This window comes from Stenotrophomonas sp. 86428_Sma (genome assembly GCF_056481585.1).
Map to the genome: position 1 here is coordinate 2,324,247 of NZ_CM151156.1, position 24,734 is coordinate 2,348,980.

The 24,734-nt window shown below is 65.3% G+C and carries 23 protein-coding genes; 16 read left to right on the top strand and 7 right to left on the bottom strand.

The window, feature by feature from the left end:
• Positions 1-49 precede the first annotated feature (49 nt).
• The 3 genes from clpA to ACZK3J_RS10720 all read left to right on the top strand — a co-directional run bounded on the left by clpA (position 50) and on the right by ACZK3J_RS10720 (position 3,093).
• Positions 50-2,335 (top strand): ATP-dependent Clp protease ATP-binding subunit ClpA, encoded by a 2,286-nt coding sequence (gene clpA / locus ACZK3J_RS10710; protein WP_049421950.1) that lies wholly within the window; start codon positions 50-52, stop codon positions 2,333-2,335.
• Positions 2,336-2,518: 183 nt separating this feature from the next.
• Positions 2,519-2,797, top strand: a complete 279-nt coding sequence (locus ACZK3J_RS10715; protein ID WP_125895706.1) for a type II toxin-antitoxin system RelE/ParE family toxin — start codon at positions 2,519-2,521, stop codon at positions 2,795-2,797.
• Positions 2,798-2,805: 8 nt separating this feature from the next.
• The gene (locus ACZK3J_RS10720) at positions 2,806-3,093 is read left to right on the top strand and encodes a HigA family addiction module antitoxin (RefSeq protein ID WP_032127356.1); all 288 of its coding nucleotides are present in this window, start codon (positions 2,806-2,808) and stop codon (positions 3,091-3,093) included.
• A gap of 48 nt (positions 3,094-3,141) precedes the next feature.
• Here ACZK3J_RS10720 and ACZK3J_RS10725 read toward each other — a convergent pair whose 3' ends face one another.
• The 4 genes from ACZK3J_RS10725 to aat all read right to left on the bottom strand — a co-directional run bounded on the left by ACZK3J_RS10725 (position 3,142) and on the right by aat (position 5,138).
• Positions 3,142-3,519, bottom strand: coding sequence for a hypothetical protein (locus tag ACZK3J_RS10725; protein WP_032127355.1), 378 nt, complete (start codon positions 3,517-3,519; stop codon positions 3,142-3,144).
• Positions 3,520-3,648: 129 nt separating this feature from the next.
• On the bottom strand, positions 3,649-3,921 hold the full coding sequence (locus ACZK3J_RS10730) for a hypothetical protein (RefSeq protein WP_049399363.1): 273 nt from the start codon (positions 3,919-3,921) through the stop codon (positions 3,649-3,651).
• A gap of 171 nt (positions 3,922-4,092) precedes the next feature.
• The gene (gene infA / locus ACZK3J_RS10735) at positions 4,093-4,311 is read right to left on the bottom strand and encodes a translation initiation factor IF-1 (RefSeq protein WP_005409596.1); all 219 of its coding nucleotides are present in this window, start codon (positions 4,309-4,311) and stop codon (positions 4,093-4,095) included.
• A gap of 86 nt (positions 4,312-4,397) precedes the next feature.
• Positions 4,398-5,138, bottom strand: coding sequence for a leucyl/phenylalanyl-tRNA--protein transferase (gene aat / locus ACZK3J_RS10740; protein ID WP_414576481.1), 741 nt, complete (start codon positions 5,136-5,138; stop codon positions 4,398-4,400).
• Positions 5,139-5,459: 321 nt separating this feature from the next.
• Here aat and ACZK3J_RS10745 point away from each other — a divergent pair, with 321 nt between their 5' ends.
• Both ACZK3J_RS10745 and ACZK3J_RS10750 read left to right on the top strand, forming a co-directional pair.
• Positions 5,460-6,203, top strand: a complete 744-nt coding sequence (locus ACZK3J_RS10745) for a hypothetical protein (RefSeq protein ID WP_478476907.1) — start codon at positions 5,460-5,462, stop codon at positions 6,201-6,203.
• Positions 6,200-7,468, top strand: a complete 1,269-nt coding sequence (locus tag ACZK3J_RS10750; RefSeq protein WP_478476908.1) for a hypothetical protein — start codon at positions 6,200-6,202, stop codon at positions 7,466-7,468. The genes ACZK3J_RS10745 and ACZK3J_RS10750 overlap by 4 nt, the downstream gene beginning before the upstream one ends.
• A gap of 85 nt (positions 7,469-7,553) precedes the next feature.
• Here ACZK3J_RS10750 and ACZK3J_RS10755 read toward each other — a convergent pair whose 3' ends face one another.
• Both ACZK3J_RS10755 and trxB read right to left on the bottom strand, forming a co-directional pair.
• Positions 7,554-8,678 (bottom strand): GNAT family N-acetyltransferase, encoded by a 1,125-nt coding sequence (locus ACZK3J_RS10755; protein ID WP_277778779.1) that lies wholly within the window; start codon positions 8,676-8,678, stop codon positions 7,554-7,556.
• A 102-nt stretch (positions 8,679-8,780) separates the two neighbouring features.
• Positions 8,781-9,752: a thioredoxin-disulfide reductase gene (gene trxB, locus ACZK3J_RS10760; RefSeq protein ID WP_014037154.1), complete on the bottom strand. Its 972-nt coding sequence runs from the start codon at positions 9,750-9,752 to the stop codon at positions 8,781-8,783.
• A 233-nt stretch (positions 9,753-9,985) separates the two neighbouring features.
• Here trxB and ACZK3J_RS10765 point away from each other — a divergent pair, with 233 nt between their 5' ends.
• The 5 genes from ACZK3J_RS10765 to ACZK3J_RS10785 all read left to right on the top strand — a co-directional run bounded on the left by ACZK3J_RS10765 (position 9,986) and on the right by ACZK3J_RS10785 (position 17,167).
• Positions 9,986-12,346 (top strand): DNA translocase FtsK, encoded by a 2,361-nt coding sequence (locus ACZK3J_RS10765; protein WP_005413288.1) that lies wholly within the window; start codon positions 9,986-9,988, stop codon positions 12,344-12,346.
• A 39-nt stretch (positions 12,347-12,385) separates the two neighbouring features.
• Complete coding sequence (locus tag ACZK3J_RS10770) at positions 12,386-14,329, top strand: DUF3857 domain-containing protein (protein WP_478476909.1); 1,944 nt, start codon at positions 12,386-12,388, stop codon at positions 14,327-14,329.
• A gap of 111 nt (positions 14,330-14,440) precedes the next feature.
• Positions 14,441-15,079 (top strand): outer membrane lipoprotein periplasmic chaperone LolA, encoded by a 639-nt coding sequence (lolA, locus tag ACZK3J_RS10775; protein WP_478476910.1) that lies wholly within the window; start codon positions 14,441-14,443, stop codon positions 15,077-15,079.
• A gap of 230 nt (positions 15,080-15,309) precedes the next feature.
• Entirely contained in the window at positions 15,310-16,587 is a 1,278-nt protein-coding gene (locus ACZK3J_RS10780) for a replication-associated recombination protein A (RefSeq protein ID WP_478476911.1), read from the top strand.
• A gap of 190 nt (positions 16,588-16,777) precedes the next feature.
• Positions 16,778-17,167, top strand: coding sequence for a DUF805 domain-containing protein (locus ACZK3J_RS10785; RefSeq protein WP_121503228.1), 390 nt, complete (start codon positions 16,778-16,780; stop codon positions 17,165-17,167).
• 126 nt (positions 17,168-17,293) lie between these two features.
• Here the strand turns inward: ACZK3J_RS10785 and ACZK3J_RS10790 are convergent, their stop codons facing one another.
• Positions 17,294-18,130: a class I SAM-dependent methyltransferase gene (locus ACZK3J_RS10790; protein WP_152911163.1), complete on the bottom strand. Its 837-nt coding sequence runs from the start codon at positions 18,128-18,130 to the stop codon at positions 17,294-17,296.
• A gap of 203 nt (positions 18,131-18,333) precedes the next feature.
• Here ACZK3J_RS10790 and ACZK3J_RS10795 point away from each other — a divergent pair, with 203 nt between their 5' ends.
• From ACZK3J_RS10795 to ACZK3J_RS10820, 6 genes are all read left to right on the top strand, one after another.
• Complete coding sequence (locus ACZK3J_RS10795) at positions 18,334-19,362, top strand: alpha/beta hydrolase (RefSeq protein WP_049463338.1); 1,029 nt, start codon at positions 18,334-18,336, stop codon at positions 19,360-19,362.
• Positions 19,363-19,484: 122 nt separating this feature from the next.
• The gene (locus tag ACZK3J_RS10800; RefSeq protein WP_478476912.1) at positions 19,485-20,858 is read left to right on the top strand and encodes a YncE family protein; all 1,374 of its coding nucleotides are present in this window, start codon (positions 19,485-19,487) and stop codon (positions 20,856-20,858) included.
• Between the two features lie 51 nt (positions 20,859-20,909).
• Positions 20,910-21,959, top strand: coding sequence for a heme/hemin ABC transporter substrate-binding protein (locus ACZK3J_RS10805; protein ID WP_049463340.1), 1,050 nt, complete (start codon positions 20,910-20,912; stop codon positions 21,957-21,959).
• Positions 21,956-22,999 carry a FecCD family ABC transporter permease gene (locus tag ACZK3J_RS10810; protein WP_012511012.1) on the top strand — a complete coding sequence of 348 codons (1,044 nt, stop codon included), beginning with the start codon at positions 21,956-21,958 and terminating at the stop codon, positions 22,997-22,999. Before ACZK3J_RS10805 ends, ACZK3J_RS10810 begins: the two co-directional genes overlap by 4 nt.
• On the top strand, positions 22,996-23,757 hold the full coding sequence (locus ACZK3J_RS10815; RefSeq protein WP_006366865.1) for a heme ABC transporter ATP-binding protein: 762 nt from the start codon (positions 22,996-22,998) through the stop codon (positions 23,755-23,757). Before ACZK3J_RS10810 ends, ACZK3J_RS10815 begins: the two co-directional genes overlap by 4 nt.
• 64 nt (positions 23,758-23,821) lie before the next feature.
• Positions 23,822-24,565, top strand: coding sequence for a hypothetical protein (locus ACZK3J_RS10820; protein ID WP_201119101.1), 744 nt, complete (start codon positions 23,822-23,824; stop codon positions 24,563-24,565).
• Positions 24,566-24,734: the final 169 nt, after the last annotated feature.

A 24,734-nucleotide genomic window follows, 5' to 3' on the forward strand; every position in this document is an offset into this window, starting at 1 on the left:
ATCGCGTAGTCAGGCCGCATATTGTCCCCATCTGCCGCCGGAGTAATCCATGTTCAGCAAAGACCTCGAACACACCATCGGCCAGTGCTACAAGCGCGCCCGTGAGGCCCGGCATGAGTTCATGACGGTCGAACACCTGCTGTTGGCACTGCTCGACAACCCGTCCGCCCAGGCCGTACTGAAGGCCTGCGGCGCCGACGCCGAACGCCTGCGCCAGGAGCTGGAGCAGGCCATCGAGGCCTCCGTGTCCCGCCTGGCCGAAGATGACGGCCGCGATACCCAGCCGACCCTGGGCTTCCAGCGCGTGTTGCAGCGGGCCGTTTACCACGTGCAGTCCTCGGGCAAGAAGGAGGTCACCGGCGCCAATGTGCTGGTCGCCATCTTCGGCGAGAAGGACTCGCACGCCGTCTACTACCTCAACCAGCAGGATGTCACCCGGCTGGATGTGGTCAATTACCTGTCCCACGGCATCGCCAAGCTGGGCGAGGAAGGCGAGCAGCCGTCGTCCTCCTCCGAGGGCGAAGGCCGCATCGAAGGCGGGGAGGGCGAGCCGAAGGGTGATGCCCTGACCGAGTTCGCCAGCAACCTCAACGAACAGGCCCGGGCCGGTCGCATCGACCCGCTGGTCGGCCGTGCCGACGAGATCGAGCGCACCATCCAGGTCCTGTGCCGCCGCCGCAAGAACAACCCGCTGTACGTGGGTGAGGCGGGCGTAGGCAAGACCGCCATCGCCGAGGGCCTGGCCCGCCGCATCGTCGAGGGCTCGGTGCCCGACGTTCTGGCCGATGCGGTGATCTATTCGCTCGACCTGGGCGCGCTGGTGGCTGGCACCAAGTACCGCGGCGACTTCGAAAAGCGCCTGAAGAGCGTGCTGACCGCGCTGAAGAAGGTGCCCAATGCGGTGCTGTTCATCGACGAGATCCACACCATCATCGGTGCTGGCTCGGCGTCGGGCGGTACCATGGATGCCTCCAACCTGATCAAGCCGGCGCTGGCGTCCGGAGAGCTGCGCTGCATCGGCTCGACCACCTTCCAGGAGTACCGTGGCATCTTCGAGAAGGACCGGGCGCTGGCCCGCCGCTTCCAGAAGATCGACATCGTCGAGCCGACCGTCGGCGAGACCTACGAGATCCTGCAGGGCCTGAAGTCCAAGTACGAGCTGCACCACGGTGTGACCTATTCCGACGAGGCGCTGCAGGCGGCGGTGGACCTGTCGGTGAAGCACATCGGCGACCGCCTGCTGCCGGACAAGGCCATCGACGTGATCGACGAGGCGGGCGCCCGCCAGCGCCTGCTGCCGGAAGGCCAGCGCAAGGAACTGATCGACGTCGAGGAAGTGGAGGCGATCGTCGCCAAGATGGCGCGTATCCCGACCAAGCAGGTCAGCGCCACCGACAAGGATGTGCTGCAGCACCTGGAGCGCAACCTGAAGATGGTGATCTTCGGCCAGGACCCGGCCATCGAGACGCTGTCCTCGGCGATCAAGCTGGCCCGTTCGGGCCTGGGCAACCCGGAAAAGCCGATCGGCAACTTCCTGTTCGCCGGTCCCACGGGTGTCGGCAAGACCGAGGTGACCAAGCAGCTGGCGCTGCAGCTGGGCATCGAGCTGGTCCGCTTCGACATGTCCGAGTACATGGAGCCGCATTCGATCAGCCGCCTGATCGGTGCGCCTCCGGGCTACGTCGGCTTCGACCAGGGTGGCCTGCTGACCGAGAAGATCGTCAAGACGCCGCACTGCGTGCTGCTGCTGGACGAAATCGAAAAGGCGCATCCGGACATCTTCAACATCCTGTTGCAGGTGATGGACCGCGGCGTGCTGACCGATACCAACGGTCGCGAGGCCAACTTCAAGAACGTCGTGCTGGTGATGACCACCAATGCCGGTGCGGCGCAGGCCTCGCGGCGTTCGATCGGCTTCACCAAGCAGGACCATGCCACCGACGCGATGGAGACCATCCGCCGCAGCTTCACCCCGGAATTCCGCAACCGCCTCGACGCGGTGGTGCAGTTCCAGGCGCTGGGCTTCGAGCACATCCTGCGCGTGGTCGACAAGTTCCTGATCGAGCTGGAGATGCTGCTGCAGGACAAGCACGTCAGCCTGTCGGCCACCCCGACCGCGCGCGACTGGCTGGCCCACCATGGTTTCGACCCGCTGATGGGTGCCCGCCCGATGGCCCGCGTGATCCAGGACAAGATCAAGCGTCCGCTGGCCGACGAGCTGCTGTTCGGCAAGCTGGTCAACGGTGGCAAGGTCAGCATCGATGTTCGCGACGACGAGCTGGTGGTCGAGACCCAGGCCGAGCCGGAGCGGCTGCTGCCGGTCACGGTGGAATGAGCTGATGCCATAGGCTTGGCGTGAAAGACTGGAAATGACAAGCGCGGCTTCGGCCGCCCTTGTTGTTTCCAGTGGGGCTGTCGTCCGCGGCCTTGCTTGAACGGAACGGAGGTGCCAATGCTGTCTTCTGGTCGCGATGGGGTGTTGCCCTGTTTGTATCGCGAAACGATACAGGATACAGTGATGATCATCGGTTTTCGCCACAGGGGCCTCGAGCGGCTCTACCGTTCCGGCAGTAGCAGTGGAATCCGCCACAGTCACGCCAGCAAGGTGTTGTTGATCCTGTCGATCCTGGATGTTGCTTCGGGTCCTGAGGATCTGGCCATGCCTGGATTGCGTCTGCATAAGCTCCGGGGCGGCCTGAAAGGGCATTGGTCTGTATGGGTCAATGGAAACTGGCGGATTACCTTCCGTTTCGCCGGCAGCGACGTGGAGCTGCTGGATTACCTGGACTATCACTGAGGCCGCGCATGATTCATCACCATCCGCATCCCGGGCAGGCGATCAAGGCAATGGTCTTTGATCCAATGGATCTGTCTGTGACCGAAGCGGCCGAGCGCCTGGCAATGTCGCGGGTAGCCCTTTCGCGGGTTCTGAACGGCAAGGCGGGCATCAGTCCTGACCTGGCCATCCGCCTTGAGATGGCGGGGGTGAGTACTGCGGTTTTCTGGATGGGGCTGCAATCCAGCTACGATCTCTGGTTGGCACGGCAGCGCGCGCAACCGAGAGTGTTGTCGCTGGTTGCCGCGACGCGTTGACGTATATCGCGACAAGGGCGGCTTCGGCCGCCCTTGTCCTGTCTGGGGTCAGCGGCTGCGGCGGCGCGCCTCACGCTTGAATCGCTCGGCATCGATCGGCTCGATGCGTGCAACCTCGCAGCTGCCGCGACCTGTGTCCAGTGCGCTTCGGCCCTCGCTGCACAGCTCGTCAGCTTCTTTGCCGTCGGTCTTGAAGCCGAGGCGGGTGGCCAATACGGCAGAAGGGCAGCTGTTGCGGAAATGCACAACATAGTGGTCTTCGCCGGAGCGAAGCAGGATGTTCTTGTCGGCGCCGGCGCGAACGATCTGCTGTTCGCCGGTCAGTGATACGCACTGTGCCGGCGCGGTGTCGGCGGCATGGGCGGACGACGCCAGCAGGGTGACGGCAGACAAAGCCAGGGGGATGAGCAGGGAAGACAGGTTCATGGCGGGGCAGGGGTCAGCGATCCGGACTGGATCGGATCCCAAGATGCCGCCGCCGCTGCAAATGCGAATCTGCCGCAAGCAGGGCTGACCGACGCCACGGTGAGATCAGTCACGATGACCTTTGGCGCCTCAGGCCGCGATCGAACGGAATCCCTGCTGGCGCCCCTGGTCGCCGCCGTCTTCGATGACAAAGGCGACCGCCTCGTGCGGAATGTGCAGGCGCTGCTTGAGGGTGCTGCCCATATGCGGAATCTCGCGCTGCACGGCCAGGTACAGCGGGTGCGAGGCGTCCATGCTGGTGCAGACCAGGCAGGGCTGGCCGAACCAGGTGCCGTCCGGGCCCTTGCTGGCGTAGCAGCGGCTGGTGACGGACTGGGGGTCCAGGACGATCAGGTAGGTCATGCGCGCAACGCCTTCTGTGAAGAACGCATTGAGTCTAGAGTCGCGGCGCGATGCGGTATTTCGGACAGGGACGAAAATCGAGCGGTCCCGGTGCCGGTCGCTTTCTTCCGCGCACGACAAAGGGCCAGCAGCGAGGCCGGCCCTGTCGGAGTGGCGCAATGCGCCGACCGCTTACTTCATGCGGTAGGTGATACGACCCTTGGTCAGGTCGTACGGGGTCATTTCAACCTTGACCCGGTCACCGGTGAGGATGCGGATGTAGTTCTTGCGCATGCGGCCGGAGATGTGGGCGATGATTTCGTGCCCATTTTCCAGACGAACGCGGAAAGTGGTGTTCGGCAGCGTCTCGCTGACGGTGCCCTCGAACTCGATGGAATCGTCTTTCGACATGTAGTCCTGTGCGGTTCAGAAAACGGCCACGCTGGGCCTAAGGCGCGGTATTTTACGCGTGATGGGCCCGGCTTGCAAAGTTTGTGTTAACCCCCGGCCAAACGCTGTGCTGGCAAGCGTCCTACCGCCTGGGTCCAGGGGCCTTCACGGCCGTCACGGTGTACGGCCTGACGGACGTGCTCCAGGAAGTCCGCGCGCGGCAGGTGCTCGGCGCCCATCCGCAGCAGGTGCGGATTCTCCACCTGGGCATCGATCAGTTCCCAGCCCCAGCCACGCAGGGTGGCTGCCAACGCGGCCAGGGCGATCTTGGAGCCGCCACTGGCGCCACTGAACATGCTCTCGCCGAAGAACATGGCGCCGATCGCGACGCCGTAGATGCCGCCGACCAGTGTCTGCCGATCCCAGACTTCGAAGGAATGGGCGAAGCCAAGGTCGTGCAGTTGGCTGTAGGCCTCGACCATCGCCGGGCTGATCCACGTACCGTCCTGGCCAGGGCGTGGTGCGGCGGCGCAGGCGCGCATCACCTGGCTGAAGGCGGTGTCGGCGGTGACCTCCCACGTGCTGCTGCGCAACTGGCGGCGGAAGCGGCTGGACAGGTGCACGCCATCGGTGCGAAACACCATGCGCGGGTCCGGCGACCACCACAGGATTGGCTCGCCCTCGCTGAACCACGGAAAGATTCCGCCGGCGTAGGCATTGAGCAGACGCACCGGATGCAGGTCGCCGCCCACCGCCAGCAGGCCATCGGGCTGGCGCAGTGCGGTCTCGGCCGGAGGGAAGGGGGCGTCCGGCGCATCCGCCAGGCGCCAGGGCAGCTGGCGGGTCATGCCGCCATTGTATCTAGACGATGGAAGGGATAAGTCTCACGCCTATTAACGGCGCAGCCTCCCGGAGGTGAAGTGAACTAGTTTGGGGGGAGCATCTGGCAGGCGGCTCCCACTCAGAACTCACTTTGCCCCAAAATGCGGAGAGGTGAGCGTCAGGCATCTAGGTGCATTAGCGTCGGAAGGGGGGGGCTGACTTGTGCGAGCCCAATGTCTGAAAATATCAGTCTGAGATTTACAGGGGGAGTAATGTCAGGAAAGTGGACTTCTATTGCCGGGTTGGCGCTAGCGATGCTAGGCATCCTTGTTCCATTGGTTCTTTGGATGGCAGATTCCGATTCAAGGGAGATCGAGGTTAGGATTCTGTCCAAGGCGAACCTGGACCCTTCACTGCCAACCGGAGTGGACGGTGAGATGGAGTTCGCAATCGGTGGTAGGCGAGTCGTCAAGCCATACTATGTGGTGGTACAGGTGACGAACGCAGGAAATCGTTCTATCGCTGCTGCGGATGTTGAAAGGCCTTTAACTCTTGCGATGGGCAATGTGGCAATTGCGCAGGCGCAGGTCCTTACATCCCAGCCTGCGGCACTGAAGCCAGAGCTTGAAAGGCAAGAGCGACAGCTCGTTGTAAAGCCATTGCTCCTCAATCCGGGGGATAGCTTTCAGATTGGATTTCTCACGAGCGGCGCGGAACCAAGTGTGACTGCGCAGGCGAGAATTGCGGGGATCAGCGACGTCCGAGTAGTTAGCTCGCTTAGCGACGAAACCGTTGTGGGAAAGTCGTTCAGGCTTGTGGTTGCGTCAGCCCTCATGTGCATGTATGTCTCCCTGCTGCTAGTGGGATTCGGTCAATGGAGTAATGGTCGGCGCAGACTCGTACTTAGGAGATGGGCGACAATTCCAATGGCCTTCTTCTGCGGACTTGGGGGCAGTGTTCTGTTTACCTCCGAGCTTGGCGTGTTACCACTAAAGGATTGGCGAACCGTCGTGTTCATCATCGGATTGGTGGTCTTGGCTGTTGTGCTGGGTCGAGTTCCCTTAAAGTGGGTCTATCATCAACCCGTATGAGCGATCCGATCACCGCCATCCTTGATGCTCACGATACGGCGCACACGCGCAATGACAGCCTGGCCATGCTGTTGACCCTGGCCAGCGAAGACCGCCCCCAGCTTGGCGCGTTGCTGCTGCAGGCGCTAGTTCGCCGCTCGCCCAGCTCTACCTTCCTCGATACGGCGCTGGATCTGTTGCCGGATGAGGCCGTCGTGCCGGTCTGCAGTGAGGCCTGGCGTCGCTATCGTGATGGCGAGCGCGGCGAGCTGCTGGCCAGCGTGATCGAATTCACCAGCAATCAGGCGCCGCAGGTGCTGCAGGACGACTGGGAGGCCTTGCTGGCGCTGGCCACTGAAGACGAGCTGCAGCTGGCTTCGCAGGTATGGCAGGGCCTGCCCTCTGCCATTTCCGCGCATTGGGCGCAGATCCTGGCCGAAGCCGATGACGATCGCGAAATGGCGCGGGCCAGGGCGCTGCTGCTCGCCGTCCAGCCCGAAACCTACGCCATTGCTCGCGGCTACCTGGTCGACTGGGGGCGCTTGGATGCCGAGGTCTGGGCGCACTGGGCCGGCGTCGCCGAAGGTCCGCAGCCGCGTCGCCTGCATGGCGAGCGGCCATTGCACTTCCGCTTCGGCCGCGAACAGCATCGCGCGCAGCAGGCGGACGAGCCGAGCTGGCGCAGGCGCATCTGGCGCCTGCACCCGACCTGGAATGATGGGCAGGTACACCATGCTGGGCAGATGGGAGGGCCGCTGGAAGCGCTGTGTAGCAGCTGCCATGCGCCGCTGCAGCGCCTGCTGCAGACCGATGTCGCCGCGCTGCAGCCGGGCGCGTCGGGCGAGATCACGCTGGGGCTGTGCCTGGACTGCTGCGGCTGGGAAGACCCGCCCGTGCGTTTCTATCGCCATGATGCGGCCGGCCTGCCCAGCTGCCACCCCAGCCAGCACCGTGAGGTACCGAACACACCCACCGACAGTGGCGACCTGATGCAGGCCGAGGTGGGTCTGGTCGCCATGGACAGTGCGCGCTGGCAACAACAGGACTGGGGCCAGTCCAATCATCGGCAGAACCTGTCGCGCGTGGGCGGCGCGCCGAGCTGGGTGCAGAGTGCCTGGTACCCGGCGTGCATCGATTGCGGCGAAGAGATGCCGTTCGTGATGCAGCTGGATTCGACACTGCCGACCACGGGTGAGGGCACGCTGCTGTGGGGCAGCGGCGGCATGCTCTATACGTTCTGGTGTGCAAAGTGCCGGGTGAGCGGGCACTTCTGGCAGTGCACCTGAGCACAGCGCCCTCGCTATTGCCTTGGCAGGTGCCAACCTTGGTTGGCACGCTTTTCGGCACCGCGCCAATCGAGCAAGCGCGCCTCTACGGTTCTACGCGGAACGGCCCATGCCCCTGCAGCTCCTGCTGGTAGCGCCGCACACTCTGTCGCTCCTGCCGGCACCACTCCTGCAGCGCTTCCGCGAAGTCCGGATCGGCCACCCAGTGCCGGCTGTGCACCAGCGTCGGCAGGAAACCGCGTGCCAGCTTGTGCTCGCCCTGTGCGCCCGGCTCGAAGCGGGTCAGCCCTTCGCGCAGGCAATACTCGATGCCTTGGTAGTAGCAGGCCTCGAAGTGCAGGCCGGGCAGGGTGGCGCCGCCCCAGTAACGGCCGTACAGCGTGTCGCCACCCCGCAGGCACAGCGCGCCGGCAATCGGCTCGCCGTCCTGTTCGGCCAGGAACAGCACCAGCCCCTGACCCAAAGAAATGGCCAGATGACGCAGGAAGGTCTCGGTCAGCGCCGGGGCATTGCCGTACTCGAGGAACGTCTGCAGGTAGAAGCGGTACATCGCCTGCAGATCGGCGCGGCTCGCTTCATCGCCGTGCACCACTCGGAAGGTGATGCCTTGGCGCATGACCTTGGCCCGTTCCTGACGGATATTCTTGCGATGCTTGTGGTTCATCGCACCGAGGAACTGGTCGAATGTCGTCCAGTCACCCGGGTTCTGCCACTGGAACTGCACATCCTCGCGCAGCAGCCAGTCATCGCCGAACAACGCCTCGTCACCTGCGGTGTGGAAGTTGATATGGGCCGAGGAGACGTCCAGCGTCGGCAGCGTCTCGCGCAACGCCGACAGCAATGCGGTGCGCTCTGAATCGTGACGGGCCAGTAGGCGCGGACCGGTGACCGGCGAGTACGGCACCGCGCCCAGCCACTTCGGATAGTAGTCGCGGCCATGACGGGTATACGCGTTGGCCCAGGCATGGTCGAACACGAATTCGCCGTGCGAGTTGGTCTTCAGATAGCCCGGAATGGCGCCGACCAGAGTGTCCCCCTCCCAGAGAGTGAAATGCTGCGACTGCCAGCCCCAGTCCTCGCGCAGGCAGCCATGCTGTTCCAGGCCCGAGAGGAAGGCGTGGCTGACGAAAGGGTTGCGGCCGTCGTGCAGGGCATCCCAGTCGGTGGCGGGGATGGACTGCAGGGAGTCGAGGAAGCGGGGGGAGGGCATGGGGGAAGGATAGGGCAGATGAAACAGAAAGGCCGACGCACTGGCGTCGGCCTTCTATCCGGAGTCGGGCGTGGCTCAACCCTACAGAAGCGGGTCAGCCTCTCAGCTGGCCTTGCCCTGTGCGTCCAGGTAGCGCTCGGCGTCCAGTGCGGCCATGCAGCCGAAACCGGCCGAGGTGATCGCCTGGCGGTAGTGCTGGTCGGCCACGTCGCCGGCGGCGAACACGCCTTCCACCGAGGTCTGGGTGGCATTGCCGCCGAGGCCCGAGCGGATTTCCAGGTAACCGTTGTTCATCGCCAGCTGGCCGTCGAACAAGGTGGTGTTCGGGTGGTGGCCGATGGCCACGAAGAAGCCGTGGGCGTCGATGTCGCGGGTGCTGCCGTCCAGCGTGGACTTCACGCGCACGCCGGTCACGCCGGCATCATTGCCCAGCACTTCTTCAACCTGATGGTGCCAGACGGTCTCGATCTTGCCTTCGGCGACCTTCTTGAACAGCTTGTCCTGCATGATCTTTTCCGCCTTCAGGGTGTCGCGGCGGTGGACCAGGTAGACCTTGCGGGCGATGTTGGACAGGTACAGCGCCTCTTCCACGGCGGTGTTGCCGCCGCCGACCACGACCACGTCCTGGTCGCGGTAGAAGAAGCCGTCACAGGTGGCGCAGGCAGACACGCCGCGGCCCTTGAACTCGTCCTCGGTCGGGATGCCCAGATACTTGGCGGTGGCGCCGGTGGCGATGATCAGGGCATCGCAGGTGTACTCGTGGCTGTCGCCGATCAGCTTGAACGGGCGCTGCGACACGTCGGCGGTGTGGATGTGGTCGAAGATGACTTCGGTCTCGAAGCGCTCGGCGTGGGCCTGCATGCGCGCCATCAGGTCCGGGCCCATCAGGCCGTGGGCGTCGCCCGGCCAGTTGTCCACCTCGGTGGTGGTCATCAGCTGGCCGCCCTGCTGCAGGCCGGTGATGACGACCGGCTTCAGGTTGGCGCGGGCGGCGTAGACGGCGGCGGTCCAACCGGCCGGGCCGGAACCGAGGATGACGAGGCGCTGGTGGCGGGAGGGCAGGCTGGTGCTCATGTAGACTCGCGAAAAAGTAGATGGGACAAGGCGCTGGCGATGTTTGCGCAGCATCCGTGGCTGGTCATAGAGTGGCGGCTGGGGCAGGGCGATTCAAGCCGATGAACAGAACGCCGTCATCCAGCAGTAGTTCCGGCCCTCCGATTGCCCTGTCAGATGTCGCATAACTGAAAACTGACGCCGTCTCATTTATTATCAATCACTAACAGCGCATTCCAAAGGTATGGTCTAAGGTGGCGAAGCAGGTCCCCGAACGCTCCAAGTCCGACGACAGCAAGGCGTCACGTCGCACGGCCGCGGCGGCGACGACCGACAATCCACGCCGCCAACGCCTCTGGCGCGACCTTGGCCTGATCGCCATCGCGCCGGCGCTGCTGTATCTGGCGGCCAGTCTGTTCACCTATTCAGCGACCGACCCGGGCTGGTCGCACACCGGCAGCGTGGTCGCGCCGGTGCACAACCTCGGCGGTCGCGCCGGCGCCTGGATCGCCGACGTGCTGCTGCAGCTGTTCGGCTACATCGCCTTCCTGCTGCCGGTGGTGCTGGGTGCGCTGGCGTGGATCGCCATGTTCGGGCTCAAGCGCGAGAGCAAGGGCGAGAACGACCTGGATCCTGCGCTGCGCCTGGTCGGCCTGGTCGGCTTCCTCATCGCCGGCACCGGCTTCCTGCACGTGCGCCTGTTCAGTGGCGACGTCTCCAGCGCCGGCGGCATCCTCGGCAAACTGGTGGGCAATTCGCTCACGGTGGGCTTCGGCGCGCTGGGCGCCAACCTGTTCGTGCTGGTGCTGCTGCTGGCCTCGATCACCCTGGCCACCGGGCTGTCCTGGTTCACGGTGATGGAGAAGATCGGCCGTGGCGTAATGTCGCTGGCGCCGTTGCTGGAACGCAAGAAGGAAGAAGTCACCGAGTGGAAGCAGACCCGGGTGATGCGCGAGGAGCGCCAGGAAGTGCGCAAGGCCGACGCCGAGGTGCGCGCCAAGCGCGAGCCGGTAAAGATCGAGCCGCGTCCGGAGCCGGTGATCGAGAAGAGCGATCGGGCCAAGCGCGATACCCAGATTCCGATGTTCCGCGGCGTCAACGGTGATGGCTCGGACCTGCCGCCGCTGGCGCTGCTGGATGATCCCAAGCCGCAGCCCAAGGGCTACGACGAAGAGACGCTGGAGACCCTGTCGCGGCAGATCGAGTTCAAGCTGAAGGACTTCCGCATCGATGCGCAGGTGGTCGGCGCCAATCCCGGCCCGGTCATCACCCGCTTCGAGATCGAGCCGGCACCGGGTATCAAGGTCAGCCAGATCAGTTCGCTGGACAAGGACATCGCGCGTGGCTTGTCGGTGAAGTCGGTGCGCGTGGTCGACGTCATTCCGGGCAAGTCGGTGATCGGCCTGGAAATCCCCAACGTCACCCGCGAGATGATCTTCCTGTCCGAGCTGCTGCGCTCGAAGGAATATGACAAGTCGGCCAGCGTACTGACCCTGGCGCTGGGCAAGGACATCGCCGGTCGCCCGACCGTGGCCGACCTGGCACGCATGCCGCATCTGCTGGTGGCCGGTACCACCGGTTCGGGCAAGTCGGTGGCGGTCAACGCGATGGTGCTGAGCCTGTTGTTCAAGGCCTCGCCGAAAGACCTGCGGATGCTGATGATCGACCCGAAGATGCTCGAACTGAGCGTCTACCAGGGCATCCCGCACCTGCTGGCGCCGGTGGTCACCGACATGAAGGAGGCCGCCAACGGCCTGCGCTGGTGCGTGGCCGAGATGGAGCGCCGCTACAAGCTGATGAGCGCAGTGGGCGTGCGCAACCTGGCTGGCTTCAACAAGAAGGTGAAGGAAGCCCAGGACGCAGGACAGCCGCTGATGGACCCGCTGTTCAAGCCGAACCCGGAACTGGGCGAGGCGCCGCGTCCGCTGGAAACGCTGCCGTTCATCGTCATCTTCATCGACGAATTCGCCGACATGATGATGATCGTCGGCAAGAAGGTGGAAGAGCTGATCGCGCGCCTGGCGCAGAAGGCGCGTGCGGCCGGCATCCACCTGATCCTGGCCACGCAGCGCCCGTCGGTGGACGTGATCACCGGCCTGATCAAGGCCAACATCCCGACCCGTATCGCCTTCCAGGTCAGCTCCAAGATCGACTCGCGCACCATCCTCGACCAGTCCGGCGCGGAAACACTGCTGGGCCACGGCGACATGCTGTACCTGCCGCCGGGCACCGCGCTGCCCGAGCGCGTGCATGGTGCGTTCGTGTCCGACGATGAAGTGCATCGCGTGGTCGAGCACCTCAAGGCGATGGGACCTGCCGACTATGTCGACGGCGTGCTGGACGAAGTGCAGACGATGGGCGACGGCGTGGTCGTCGGCGCCACCGGCCTGCCCGAGAACAGTTCGTCCGGCGACGAGTCCGACCCGTTGTATGACGAAGCGCTGCGGGTGGTCACCGAGACCCGCCGTGCATCGATTTCCGGCGTGCAGCGCCGGCTGAAGATCGGCTACAACCGTGCAGCGCGACTGATCGAGGCCATGGAAGCGGCCGGCGTGGTCAGCCCGCCCGAGCACAACGGCGACCGCACGGTGCTGGCACCGCCGCCGCCGAAGTAAGACCCGACGTATCCCCCACGACGTCCAAGGAACCGACGCATGCTTCACCCCGTACCAAGCGCGCTGGCACTGGCGCTGGCAGCCTTCCTGGCTGCCGGCCCGGCACTGGCAGACACCGCCACCTCCGCGCCCGCCACGGCGCCGCCTTCCACCAGCGGCGATACCGAAGCCAGCAATAATTTCAGCATTGTCCGTTACCGCGCCGACTACCAGGTGCGGCCGGATGCCGGCAATGTGCAGACCGAAACCTACGAAGTGCTGCTCAAGACCAAGGCCTCGGTCGAGCAGTTCAGCCAGGTGCGGCTGAGCTACAGCGAGAAGATGGAAACCCTGGAGGTGCTTGGCGCCTACACCATCACCGCCGACGGCCAGCGCCGTGACGTGCCGGCCGACCGCATCTACACCCAGGAAAGCTACTCCAGCGCCTCGGCGGCGATGTATGCCGACCGCAAGGTACGGGTGATCGTGTTCCCGAACCTGGCCCCGGGCACGCGCCTGTTCTACCAGGTGCGCCGCACCCAGGCCACGCCGTACTTCCCCGGCTACTTCGGCCTGTGGGAAACCTTCAATGTCTTCACCGAGTACGAGGACGCCGAGGTCACCCTGAGTGCGCCGGCCAACCTGCCGATGTTCGTCGACAGCCGCGGCGTGCAGGGTAGTGATCGCCCGACGGTGAAGAACGGACAGGCACAGTGGCGCTGGCGCTACCAGCGTCGCGAAGCCATGCCGGCGCAGAACTGGTCGGCGGCGGGCTGGGAGTTCGGCCCGAACATCATGGCCAGCACCTATCGTGACTGGTCGCAGATGGGCCGTGCCTACCAGCTCAAGGCCGGCCCGGCCGCGCAGGTCACGCCGGAGCTGCAGGCGCTGGCCGATGAGATCACTGCTGGCATCAGCGACCGTCGCGAGCAGGCCGACGCGTTGTACCGCTGGGTGGCGCAGAACATCCGCTACGTGGCGGTGTACCTGGGCAATGGCGGGCTGGAGCCGAACAGCGCGCAGAGCATCCTCGACAACCACTATGGTGACTGCAAGGACCATGTGACGATCCTGGAGGCGCTGCTGGCAGCCAAGGGCATCGCCAGCTCGCCGGTGCTGATCGGTGCCGGCGGCGGTCCGACGCTGCCGAAGATTCCGGTGCTGGGCCGCTTCAACCACGCCATCACCTACATTCCCGAGTTCGATCTGTACCTGGATTCGACCACGGCGTGGGCGCGCTTCGGCCAGCTGCCGGAAGGCGACCTCGGTGCACCGGTGATGCGTACCCGCGACGCCACGCTGGCGCGCACCCCGGCCAATACGCCGGAGCGCAATGCCACCTCGATGGAGGTGCGTTTCACCTTCGACGCCAACGGCAACCTGCGCGGCGAGACGATTCCGAAGCTGGGCGAGAACGCCGAGATCGGCATGCGCGCCCAGTTCTCCCAGCTCAACGCGCAGAACCGTGCGCGCGCTGAAGAGCAGATCATGGCTGCGTCCGGTTTCGATGGGCGAGGGCAGCTGCAGATCCAGGGCGTGCCGGTCGACCTGACCCGGCCGTTCGGCTACCGCATGGCGTTCCAGGCCGAGGACTACGCCGACTTCAGCGTGGCCGGCGGCATGGCCGTGCCGGACCCGCCGGGTGGCGAGTCGGTGCGTGGGCTGTACGCCACTGCCTCGGCGCCGGCCAACGAAACGCCGTTCTACTGCAATGCCAGCCTGCGCGAGGAAACCTATCGCCTGCAGTTCCCGGCCAATGCGCCGATCATCGCCATCCCGGCCAGCCAGCGTTTCGCCAATGCAGCCGGCGAGTACCGGGTGGACTGGAGTCGCGAGGGGCAGGAGGTGATCGTGCACCACCGCTTGCAGCAGAATGCAGTGCGTGGGCCAGAGGCGTTGTGCCAGCCGCAGGACTATCCGGCGTTCCGCGCGCTGTATCGCGAAGTGCGGCGTGGCTTCCGCGGCCAGGTGCTGTACGGCAAGCTGCCCGGCTCGGGTGGCTGAATCGCCGATGGACGTTCGGGGCGGCATAATGTCGCCCTGATCGCCCATTCATCTTTGTCCGGGCACACTGGCAACCACCTTTCCTGGCGCCCGCGCCCACAGGATTCCCGCATGAACTTCCGCTTCCGCCGTTTCCTTGCCACCACCACCCTGGCCGTGGCCTGCGCCGCCGCCGGCAGCGCCTGGGCTGGCGCCCGCGATGACCTGAAGACCTTCACCGGTGGCCTGAAGGGCCTGGATGGCCAGTTCAGCCAGCAGGTGTTCGACAGCCGCGGCAAGGTCAAGGAATCGACCAGCGGCCGCGTGGCGCTGTCGGCGCCGCGCCTGTTCCGCTGGGAATACGTGCGCCCGCACGAACAGCTGATCGTGGCCGACGGCAGGAAGGTCTGGATGTACGAGCCGGACCTGGAACAGGCCACCGTGCGCGAGCAGGGCAAGGAAGAGCAGAACAGCCCGCTGACCGCGCTGATCAACCCGGCGCTGCTGGAGCAGCAGTACGACGTCAGTGAAGAGGCCGCGCAGCGCGACGGCCTGCAGTGGCTGTCGCTGTCGCCGAAGCGTGAGACCGAGGCCAGCTTCCAGTACGCCGCGCTGGGCTTCAACGCCCAGGGCCTGGCCAAAATGGAAATCACCGATGCGGTCGGCCAGCGCACCGTGATCAGCTTCAGTGGCTGGAAGCGCAACCCGGGCTTTGCTGCCGGCACCTTCAGCTTCACCCCGCCGAAGGGCACCGACGTCATCGGTAACTGATCTCTGGGCGGAAACGCCTTGGTGGGTGTCAACCTTGGTTGACACGCTTCTGATCTGCCGGCCAGCGGCCGGCACTACCGATTCCTGTGGCCTGGCGCTGGTGGGTGCCAACCTTGGTTGGCACGCTCTCGCGGTACAATGAGCGTGTGGCAAGACATCGTTCAACTTCCTTCCCCGGCCCCGATCTGCTGAGCGTCGATCGGGAACATCTGCGCCCGCTGGCCGAGCGCATGCGCCCACGCACCCTCGACGAGATGGTCGGGCAGAAGCGCCTGCTGGCGCCGGACAGCGCGCTGCGTCGCGCGGTCGAGTCCGGTCGCGTGCACTCGATGATCCTGTGGGGGCCGCCGGGCTGCGGCAAGACCACGCTGGCACTGCTGCTGGCCGAGTATTCCGACGCCGAGTTCCGTGCGATCTCCGCGGTGCTGTCCGGCCTGCCGGAAGTGCGCCAGGTGCTGGCTGAGGCTGCGCAACGGTTCGCCGAAGGTCGCCGCACCGTGCTGTTCGTGGACGAGGTGCATCGCTTCAACAAGGCGCAGCAGGACGCGTTCCTGCCGCACATCGAGCGCGGCACCATCCTGTTTGTCGGTGCCACCACCGAAAATCCGTCGTTCGAGCTGAACTCGGCACTGCTGTCGCGCTGCCGCGTGCATGTGCTGGAAGGTGTTTCACCTACCGACATTGTCGAGGCGCTGGAGCGTGCGCTGGGTGACCGCGAACGCGGCCTGGGCGAGGAGGGCATCGAGGTCGCCCCCGAGCTGCTGCTGGAAATCGCTACCGCCGCCGACGGCGACGTGCGCCGTGCGCTGACCCTGCTGGAGATCGCCGCTGAGCTGGCGGGCGGGGAGGGTGGTCGCATCACCCCGCAGACCCTGACCCAGGTACTGGCCGACCGCACCCGTCGCTTCGACAAGGGCGGCGAACAGTTCTACGACCAGATCTCGGCGCTGCACAAGTCGGTACGCAGTTCCAATCCGGATGCTGCGCTGTACTGGCTGACCCGCATGCTTGATGGCGGCTGCGATCCGTCCTACCTGGCGCGCCGGCTGACCCGCATGGCGATCGAGGACATCGGCCTGGCCGATCCGCGCGCGCAGAGCATGGCACTGGAGGCCTGGGACATCTACGAGCGGCTGGGCAGCCCGGAAGGCGAGCTCGCCTTTGCTCAGCTGGTGCTGTACCTGGCCAGCACCGCCAAGTCGAATGCAGGCTATGCGGCCTTCAACCAGGCCAAGGCCGATGTGCGCGAGAGCGGCACTGAAGAAGTGCCGCTGCACCTGCGTAATGCGCCGACCAAGCTGATGAAGGAGCTGGGCTACGGTGCCGAGTACCAGTATGACCATGATGCCGAAGGCAGTATCGCACTGGACCAGACCGGTTTCCCGGATGCGATGGGCGAGCGCGTGTACTACAACCCGGTGCCGCGCGGCCTGGAAATCAAGCTGAAGGAAAAGCTGGACCGGCTGCGCGCCGAGCGCGAAGCGGCAAGGGCGGCTAAGGGCCGCTGACCCGGTTCATGTAGAGTCGAGCCATGCTCGACTCCGCTCTTTGACGGACTACGGGTGCCTTCTGGAGCAGTAGTCGAGCATGGCTCGACTCTACAGGGGGGCAATGGCAGCCGAGCATGGTTCGTCGCCACATTGTCCATAGCGCGTGCATTTGGCACACTGCGCGGCTTCTCTTTCAAGGATCGATGCCGTGCAGGAAATGATTCTGCCGTTGAAGCGCTATGCCCAGTTCGAGGGCCGCGCCAACCGCCGCGAGTACTGGATGTACCAGCTGTTCCTGTTCCTGGTGGCAACGGCAGTGATGCTGCTGGCCGGTGTGCTGGCGATCCTCCTGCGCAACAATGCTGATGCGCTGGCCGGCATTCTGATCGGCATGGTGGTACTGCTGTGCGTGATGTGGCTGGCCACGATCGTGCCGCTGATTGCCGTGACCGTGCGCCGCCTGCATGACTGCAACCAATCGGGCTGGCTGTTCCTGCTGGCGCTGGTGCCGGGCGGTGGCATTGTGATCATGATCTTCTCGCTGCTGCCGGGCACGCCGCAGGAGAACGTGTACGGTCCGGTGCCCACGGGGCCGTGAGGCTGCGGGAGTCGAGCATGGCTCGACTCTACCAGGGCAATGAACTGAAGCCGGCGTTTCGCCGGCTTCGTCATTTCCATGGGGGTGCCGGTTGCGCAAGGGAGGATGTCGGAGGGGGCTGACGGCCTATGCGGCGCGTGCCGTGATGGGCAAGCCCAGCAGGCTGTCGTGGATGATGCCCCATTGCGGGTACTGGCTATCGTGCAGCTTGACGTCAACAAAGCCGGCTTCCCCCAGCAATCGCACCAGGTGAGGATACGAATAGATCCTCAGTTCCAGAGTTGAGCCGTCACCACCATGGAAGGATAGGTCAGAAAATCGTTGCTCCCTGCCATCACTGGTGATGTTGACAAGAACCCGATCCGCACCTTCGCCCTCGATCCGGTAGTCATTGAGCTCAGGGAAGTGCTCAATCGTGACCTCGTGAAATCCATAGGGAACGGTGAGTACAAGCAGCCCGCCCGGCTTCAACAGCGCACGCAGATTGCCGAGCGCACGCTCGCACGGACCATCCACATGCTCGAGAACATCGGAAGTGACGACGAAGTCATACTTGCCCAAGTGGTGTGCAGCCGGGTATCGGATGTCCAGCATCGGCTCGGTATGGAAGTACGTATTGATGTAGTTGAACTTGCGGCGCAGGGCAGTGGCGTAGATATGAGCGTCGGTCATTCCGATCCCTTTGATCTGCTTGCGCGGAGGAATCCGCTCAAGCACGCGGATCTCGCGCCATTCGTCCGTCTCTGACTGCAGGGCAGCCATGAGGGCGCGGAATCGAAGGGTGGATCCGCAGCCGATGCAGCTGCGGGATTCTCTCTCGGCAATGACCTCGCGGGATGCTCGCAGGCGGAAGCCGCAGATATTGCAAGCGGGCCTTTCCACTGTCGGAGTACTCACGGGGAAGACGTGCGGCCGAATCGTGTCGAGCGCCTGTCGGGCAAGGTTGCGGAAAATGGAATACACGCTGTGGCAGTCCAGGGTCTATTTGATGCCGCCTAGCTTGCCGCAAGCCAATGGTATGAATCCAGCGTGCGCTTCGCCCTCGAGGTCTGGCTTGCGCGCGTGATACACAGCGTGACGTTCGATCGATGTGATAATCATTCGCGTTTAAGGTAGACTGCGGTCCCTTGTGAACCGGCGGCCGTGAGCCGCTTCTGCTGCCGCTGATGAAGCATTTCGTCCCGCCTTCGCGCCGTGGTCCACTGGCCCGCGGCCTGGTCGCCTTGATGATGGGTCTGCTCCTGGCCACCCCGTACGCCCATGCCCAGCAGCGCAATCCGCTGCAGAAGATCGGCCACACCGTGCTCGACGAACCGGCGGCGAGCTATCGCTTCGAGCAGTTCGTGGTGGACAGCCCTGACCAGCAACGCCGCTGGCGGGTGAATGTGGCGATCCCGGCCAAGGCCGGCAAGGCGCCGCTGCCGGTGTTGTACGCGCTGGATGGCAATGCGGTGGCGATGGTGCTGGACCAGCCGCTGCTGGCCGAGCTGGCGGCACGCAGGGCGCCGCCGGTACTGGTGCTGATCGGTTACGACAACGACCTGCGCATCGATTCCAAGGCGCGCACCCGTGACTACACCGCGTGGATCGATCGCGCCGACGACGAGAGCGGTACGACCCAGGCGGTTGGCGGTGGTGCTGCCGCGTTCCTGGATGTGATCGAACGCCGCATCAAGCCGGAAGTCGAGCGCCGCGCACGCATTGATACGCAGCAGCAAGCACTCTGGGGCCACTCGCTGGGTGGGTTGTTCGTGCTCAATGCGCTGTACACCCGTCCCGCCGCCTTCCAGTCCTATCTGGCGGCCAGTCCGTCGCTGTGGTGGAGCCAGGGCGCGGCGCTGGGTGATCCGGAACAGCAGTTCGTGCAGAACGTCCATGGCCAGCCAGCAAAGCTCTGGCTGATGCTGGGCGGTGCCGAGCGTGTTGGCGATCGCGGCAAGCGCGACATGAACAATCCGCGCGTGGTCGCACACCTGCGCCGCATCGGTGGCGCCACGCCGGATGCGGCGATGCAGCTGTCCGAGCGGTTGGCCAAAGTGCCGGGCATGCGCGTGCAGTACCGCGAGTTCCCCGGCCTCGGCCATGGCCCGATGCTGCCCGCGTCGTTCCACGCTGCGCTGCATGAGCTGTACGGCGTGACCGACCGCAGCGCCGGTGACGGCGCGCTCAACGGTGGTGACAACGCCGCCGAATGAATCCCTTCGCATGCCAAGGCGTGCGACCCCACTACCCAGGCGAGGCTGCCGATGTGCAGCGGCCCAGGCAACCGATGAATCCCGCGTCACGTGGCGCGGCCTACGTGTGCAAGGAGCCTTCCATGTCGTTCCGTCCGTCTTTCCGTCTCACTTCTCTCGCCGCTGGCCTGTTGCTGGCCGTGACCGCCACCGCACAGCCGGTGTTCGATCAGCCGGCCAACGCCACCTTCAAGGGTGAGGTCGTCTCGCGCGGTGAGAACGTGGTTCCCGGCACTGCCGACGTGGTCGGTCGCGGTTTCGTGCCGGGCCAGAAAGTCAGCCTGCTGCGTGGCGACAGCGTGCTCAACACGCAGCCGCTGGTGGTCGATGCCGATGGCAACTTCAAGACCCAGCTGAGCATTCCGGCCGATGCCGTGCCGGGTACCCACCCGGTGGTGGTGCGCGCCAGCCAGCCGGCTGCAGCCACCGTGCTGAAGCTGCGCGTCTCGCCGCAGTTGCCGCTGTCCGGCCAGGCGCAGTTCGCCATCCAGTCCAACAAGCTGGTGCCGGGCCTGTACCAGTCCGCCTACAGCGCAGCCAGCAACGCGGTATTCGTGACCTCGGCCGTGGGCCGCCCACCGGTGACCCAGTCGCAGCTGCTGAAGCTGGACCCGAAGTCGCTGAAGGTGACCAAGGCGATCACCCCGGCGCAGGTGCCGGGCAGCACCAATGGTGCGGTGTACGCGGTCTACGGCGTTGGCGTGGATGACACCAACGGCAACGTGTGGGTCACCAACACCCGCCAGAACTCCATCGCGGTCTACCGCCAGAAGGACCTGTCGCTGGTCCACCAGTTCCCGGTCGATGCCGTGCCGCACGCGCGCGACGTGGTGGTTGATGGCACCCACGGCAAGGTGTTCGCCTCGGCCACGGGCGAGGACCATCTGTCGGTGTTCGACGCCAAGACCCTCAAGGAGCTGCCGGCGGTGACGCTGGAGTCCGGCGTGGACGACGGCAAGTTCACCCCGATGAGCCTGGTGCTGGACGAGAAGGGCGGCAAGCTGTTCACCGTCAGCATCGGCACCCCGGAAGCGGCAGTGATCGACGTCGCCAGCGGCAAGGTCGAGAAGGTCATCGACCTGGGCAACTCGATCAGTGCCTCGGGCGTGGCCTTCGACGCAGCGCGCAACCGCCTGTACGTGGCCTCGCAGGGCACCGACAACCTGCTGATCGTCGATGTGGCCGCCGGCAAGGTGCTGCACGATGTGCCGGTCGGCGCCGGCGCGCTGAACGTCGCCTTCGATGATGCTTCCGGCCTGGCCTACGTCAGCAACCGTGGCGCTGGCACGGTCACCGTGGTGAACGGTGACGGCAAGGTGGTCGCCAACCTCGACGGCGGCACGCTGCCGAACCACGTCCGTGCCGATGGCAAGGGCAACGTGTTCGCGGTGAACAAGTCGCGCGGTGCTGAAGATCCGAAGGGTGACCGCATCACCCGCATCACCCCGAAGCAGTAAGTCACACGGCGGGGCGGCGTGCGCATCGCCCCGCCAGCAAGGAGAACGAGCATGAACATCGCGTCCCGTCTGCGCCTGTGTGCGCTTTCATTGGCTGTCTCGCTGGCACTGGCTGCCTGTGGCGGTTCATCGACGCCCTCGGACAGCGGCAAGCCGGTTGAGCCCGCCGCCGCCGCAACCGCGGCTGGCGAAGTTGCGTTGCCTGTAGGCTGGCAGCGCGTGGCTGGCACCGATATGCCGGTCGTGCGCGACCAGAAGGCAGTGCTGCCGGCCAAGGTGCATTCCGATGACGGCGCCGACGTCGAGGTGGCCGATACCAGCCGCATCATCGCCGGTGGTGACGACGTGATCGCGGTGATCGAGGCGCTGGGACTGGACAAGCAGGTGTTCGCAGCGCCGACCAATACCACCACCCAGGCTGGCCTGGCTGCCCCGCACCAGTTCCTGTTCAACCGCACCACGGGCGTGGAGGGCGTGCTGAGCCTGCAGGGGTCGCTGTTCCTCGGCAACAGCCTGCGCCGCCACACCGAGCTGGCGAAGAAACTGCGTGAGGTGGGCGAACCGGCGGTGGTCATCGATGACCTGCAGCCGGCACCGGACAAGGTGCGCAAGGTCGCCGCCGCACTAGGGCTGGCCGAAGCAGGGCAGGCACTTGCCACGCAGGTGCAGCGCCAGCTCGATGAGGCTGCAGCGATTGGCAAGGGCCTGGGCCATGCGCCACGACTGATCCACGTGTCGGCCACCGGCGCCGGTGGCTCACCCACCGTTGCGGGTGCCGACAGTGCGTCGGCGCAGCTGATCGCACTGGCCGGTGGCGTCAACATCGGCACCGAGGCGGGTGTGAAGAACTACTCGCAGCTGAGCAATGAGGGCGTGGTCGCGGCGGCACCGGAAGTGATCCTGGTGACCGAGCATGACCTGCAGCTGTTCGGCGGTGCCGAGGGCCTGTGGAAGGCGTACCCGACGCTGAAGCAGACCCCGGCCGGGCAGGCCAATCGGGTCTGGGTGATGCCGGATGTGCAGCTGAAGTACACCAGTGTCGGTTCCGGTGCTGGTGCGCTGGCGCTGGCCAAGGCCCTGGCGGCGTTGCCGAAGGCATGAGTCCGGCGGATCGGCGCCGCCGTCGCGGGCGGACGATGTTGCTGGTGGCGTTGCTGGCACTGCTGGGGGCAGTGCTGGCCTCGTTCGCCGTGGGTCCGTTGCGGCTGCCGCCGATGGAGGTGATGCAGGCGTTGGCGGTGAAGCTGGGTCTGCTCGATCCGCAGGCGGTCAGCAGCCGCGACCTCGCCGTGGTCTGGCAGCTGCGTATTCCGCGTGCTCTGTTGGGCGCGATGGTCGGTGCGTCGCTGGCGATGGCCGGTGCCAGCCTACAGGGCCTGTTCGGCAATCCGCTGGCCGATCCCGGCATTGTCGGTGTCAGCCAAGGTGCCGCACTGGGTGCAGTTGCCGCCATCGTGCTGGGTGCTGCGGGCGCGGCCGGTTGGCTGGTGCCGGTGGCCGCGTTCGCTGGCGGCGCACTGGCCATCGGCCTGACCTACGCGTTGGCCCGGCCCGGCAAGGGTACGGGCAACGCCACGCTGCTGCTGGTCGGCATCGCGATGGCGGCGTTCTGCTCGGCGTTGATCGGTTTCCTTACATATATCGCCAGCGAAAGCGAGCTGCAGTCGCTGGTGTTCTGGCAGATGGGCTCGCTGGCGCGCGCCAACTGGGCCGATGTGGCGGCCGTGGTGCCGTTGTTTGCCATCGGCGTGTTTGCGTTGCAGCGGCTGGCCACGCCGCTGGACATGCTGGCGCTGGGCGAACGCCAGGCACAGCACCTCGGGCTGGATGTGACCCGCACGCGGCGTCGTCTGGTGGCGTTCAGTGCGCTGCTGGTGGGCGCAGCGGTGGCGTTTGCCGGTTCGATCAGTTTCGTCGGCTTGGTGGTGCCGCACGTGGCTCGCCTGCTGGTCGGCCCTGGTCATCGCTGGTTGCTGCCGTTGTCCGGCCTGCTGGGCGCACTGCTGATCGTGGTGGCCGACACCGCGGCTCGCACGCTCGATCCCCCGGCGGAGATTCCGCTGGGCCTGTTCTCGGCTGCGCTGGGTGCGCCGTTCTTCCTCTGGCTGGTGCTGCAGCAGCGCCGCAAGGCCGCACCATGAGCGTGTTGTTGAAGCTGCACGAGGTGGTGGTCCGTCGCCAGCAGCGCGAGATCCTGCACGGCATCTCGCTGGCGTTCGAACCGGGTACGGTCACCGCACTGGTTGGCCCGAATGGCGCGGGCAAGTCCACGTTGTTGGCTGTGGCGGCAGGTGACCTGCGTGCCGACGCTGGCGAAGTAAGCCTACTCGGCAAGCCGTTGGCCGGTTACAAGGCCGGGCCACTGGCGCGCGAGCGCGCGGTGATGCCGCAGGAGCATGGCGTGCGCTTCGCGTTCAGTGTGGAAGAAGTGGTGGCGATGGGGCGGCTGCCGCATCCGCCGGATCCAGCCGTGGACGACGCCCAGGTGGAAGCTGCCATCGATGCTGCCGAACTGCAGGCGCTGCGCCTGCGCGAGGTGCAGCAGCTGTCCGGTGGCGAGTCCGCCCGGACGACGTTCGCGCGCGTGCTGGCGCAGGACACGCCGCTGCTGCTGCTGGATGAGCCGACCGCAGCGCTGGATCTGCGTCACCAGGAACGCACGCTGCGCAGTGTGCGCGCCTGTGCCGAAGCCGGTGCGTGCGTGATCGTGGTGCTGCACGACCTCAATCTGGCCGCGGGCTATGCCGACCGCATCGTGCTGCTGGAGCAGGGCAGGGTGGCGGCCGATGGCACGCCGTTGCAGGTGCTCACCGAAGACAACCTGCAGCGGGTCTACCAGCAGGATGTGGTGGTGCTGGAGCACCCACGGCGCGGCGTGCCGCTGGTGGTTGTGACCTGAGCGTCCAGTCGTTCTGCGCGGCCACGTATCATGTGCAGTTCGTTTTCTTCAATGGACTGATGTGATGATCTGTTTCTTCCCGCGCGGCGCACTCTTTGCTGCAATGACTGCGGTTGCCGGCGTGGTGAGTGCTGCACCGGCAACCTCCATTTCCCTGATGGATGCGACCGAGCAGGCTTCGCTGATCGAGAGCCGCCATTCCTCCGGCGAGGGCGCTGCGGTGTCGTCGATGAGCACCAGGTACTACGCCAGTGACGAAATGCATTTCAGCTGGGACGGTCAGCAGGTGCTGACGTTGTGCGAGGGTGCGGTGTATCTCAGGTTTCCCGAGGGCAAGCCAATGATGTTGACCGCAGAGCAGCGTCAGATGTTTGCTTACCAGGCCATGATGTCCAGTCTTGGAGCAATCGCTGCCGTTGGTGCCGCATCGGGCGAATCCCTGGAGGTGGCGGCTGATGGCAGCGGGACCCGCAGCGCGGGGGAGAGTCCATGGGCCTATGGGGTGGAGCGCTTCGATGTGACCACCCAGCGCATGCCGGATGGCGCGGTGCGCGTGCATTCCCGCAAGACCGAGATCGTGAACACGACGCCCCCGGCGCGCCCGGACGATATGTTCAGCACCGAAGACGATCAGGCGGCGCGTCTGTCCGAGTTGGCGCCGGTGGGCAGCTGGACCGAGGTGATTGTCCATGAGGGGCCGCGGCTGCCACATGTGGATCCGGCGATGTCGTTGAAGGGCTGGATCTCGATGGGGGACGACCAGGCTGCGACGGTGGGTGAGGCGCGCAAGCTGCACAAGTGCAAGTGAGGTCAGCTGGGGTCAGAGCCCTTTGCCCGTGGCCAAGGGACCGGACCCCAATCGCTGTCGGCTTCATCGTTCCATTTATGTGCGCAATATTCACTTGCGCGCCAGATTGGCAGGTCTAGAATACGCGCCATGAACCGGATGCCGCTCCTGAAGTTTTTCACCCTGACCC

Coding starts and splice junctions, on each gene's coding strand:
- ACZK3J_RS10770 (WP_478476909.1), top strand. CDS start 12,386: ATGCTTCACCCCGTACCAAGCGCGCTGGCACTGGCGCTGGCAGCCTTC.
- aat (WP_414576481.1), bottom strand. CDS start 5,138: ATGACCCGCCAGCTGCCCTGGCGCCTGGCGGATGCGCCGGACGCCCCC.
- ACZK3J_RS10745 (WP_478476907.1), top strand. CDS start 5,460: ATGGCAGATTCCGATTCAAGGGAGATCGAGGTTAGGATTCTGTCCAAG.
- ACZK3J_RS10780 (WP_478476911.1), top strand. CDS start 15,310: ATGCGCCCACGCACCCTCGACGAGATGGTCGGGCAGAAGCGCCTGCTG.
- ACZK3J_RS10755 (WP_277778779.1), bottom strand. CDS start 8,678: ATGCCCTCCCCCCGCTTCCTCGACTCCCTGCAGTCCATCCCCGCCACC.
- ACZK3J_RS10795 (WP_049463338.1), top strand. CDS start 18,334: ATGAAGCATTTCGTCCCGCCTTCGCGCCGTGGTCCACTGGCCCGCGGC.
- ACZK3J_RS10750 (WP_478476908.1), top strand. CDS start 6,200: ATGAGCGATCCGATCACCGCCATCCTTGATGCTCACGATACGGCGCAC.
- clpA (WP_049421950.1), top strand. CDS start 50: ATGTTCAGCAAAGACCTCGAACACACCATCGGCCAGTGCTACAAGCGC.
- ACZK3J_RS10800 (WP_478476912.1), top strand. CDS start 19,485: ATGTCGTTCCGTCCGTCTTTCCGTCTCACTTCTCTCGCCGCTGGCCTG.
- ACZK3J_RS10730 (WP_049399363.1), bottom strand. CDS start 3,921: ATGACCTACCTGATCGTCCTGGACCCCCAGTCCGTCACCAGCCGCTGC.
- ACZK3J_RS10805 (WP_049463340.1), top strand. CDS start 20,910: ATGAACATCGCGTCCCGTCTGCGCCTGTGTGCGCTTTCATTGGCTGTC.
- ACZK3J_RS10715 (WP_125895706.1), top strand. CDS start 2,519: ATGATCATCGGTTTTCGCCACAGGGGCCTCGAGCGGCTCTACCGTTCC.
- ACZK3J_RS10810 (WP_012511012.1), top strand. CDS start 21,956: ATGAGTCCGGCGGATCGGCGCCGCCGTCGCGGGCGGACGATGTTGCTG.
- lolA (WP_478476910.1), top strand. CDS start 14,441: ATGAACTTCCGCTTCCGCCGTTTCCTTGCCACCACCACCCTGGCCGTG.
- infA (WP_005409596.1), bottom strand. CDS start 4,311: ATGTCGAAAGACGATTCCATCGAGTTCGAGGGCACCGTCAGCGAGACG.
- ACZK3J_RS10725 (WP_032127355.1), bottom strand. CDS start 3,519: ATGAACCTGTCTTCCCTGCTCATCCCCCTGGCTTTGTCTGCCGTCACC.
- ACZK3J_RS10820 (WP_201119101.1), top strand. CDS start 23,822: ATGATCTGTTTCTTCCCGCGCGGCGCACTCTTTGCTGCAATGACTGCG.
- ACZK3J_RS10815 (WP_006366865.1), top strand. CDS start 22,996: ATGAGCGTGTTGTTGAAGCTGCACGAGGTGGTGGTCCGTCGCCAGCAG.
- trxB (WP_014037154.1), bottom strand. CDS start 9,752: ATGAGCACCAGCCTGCCCTCCCGCCACCAGCGCCTCGTCATCCTCGGT.
- ACZK3J_RS10720 (WP_032127356.1), top strand. CDS start 2,806: ATGATTCATCACCATCCGCATCCCGGGCAGGCGATCAAGGCAATGGTC.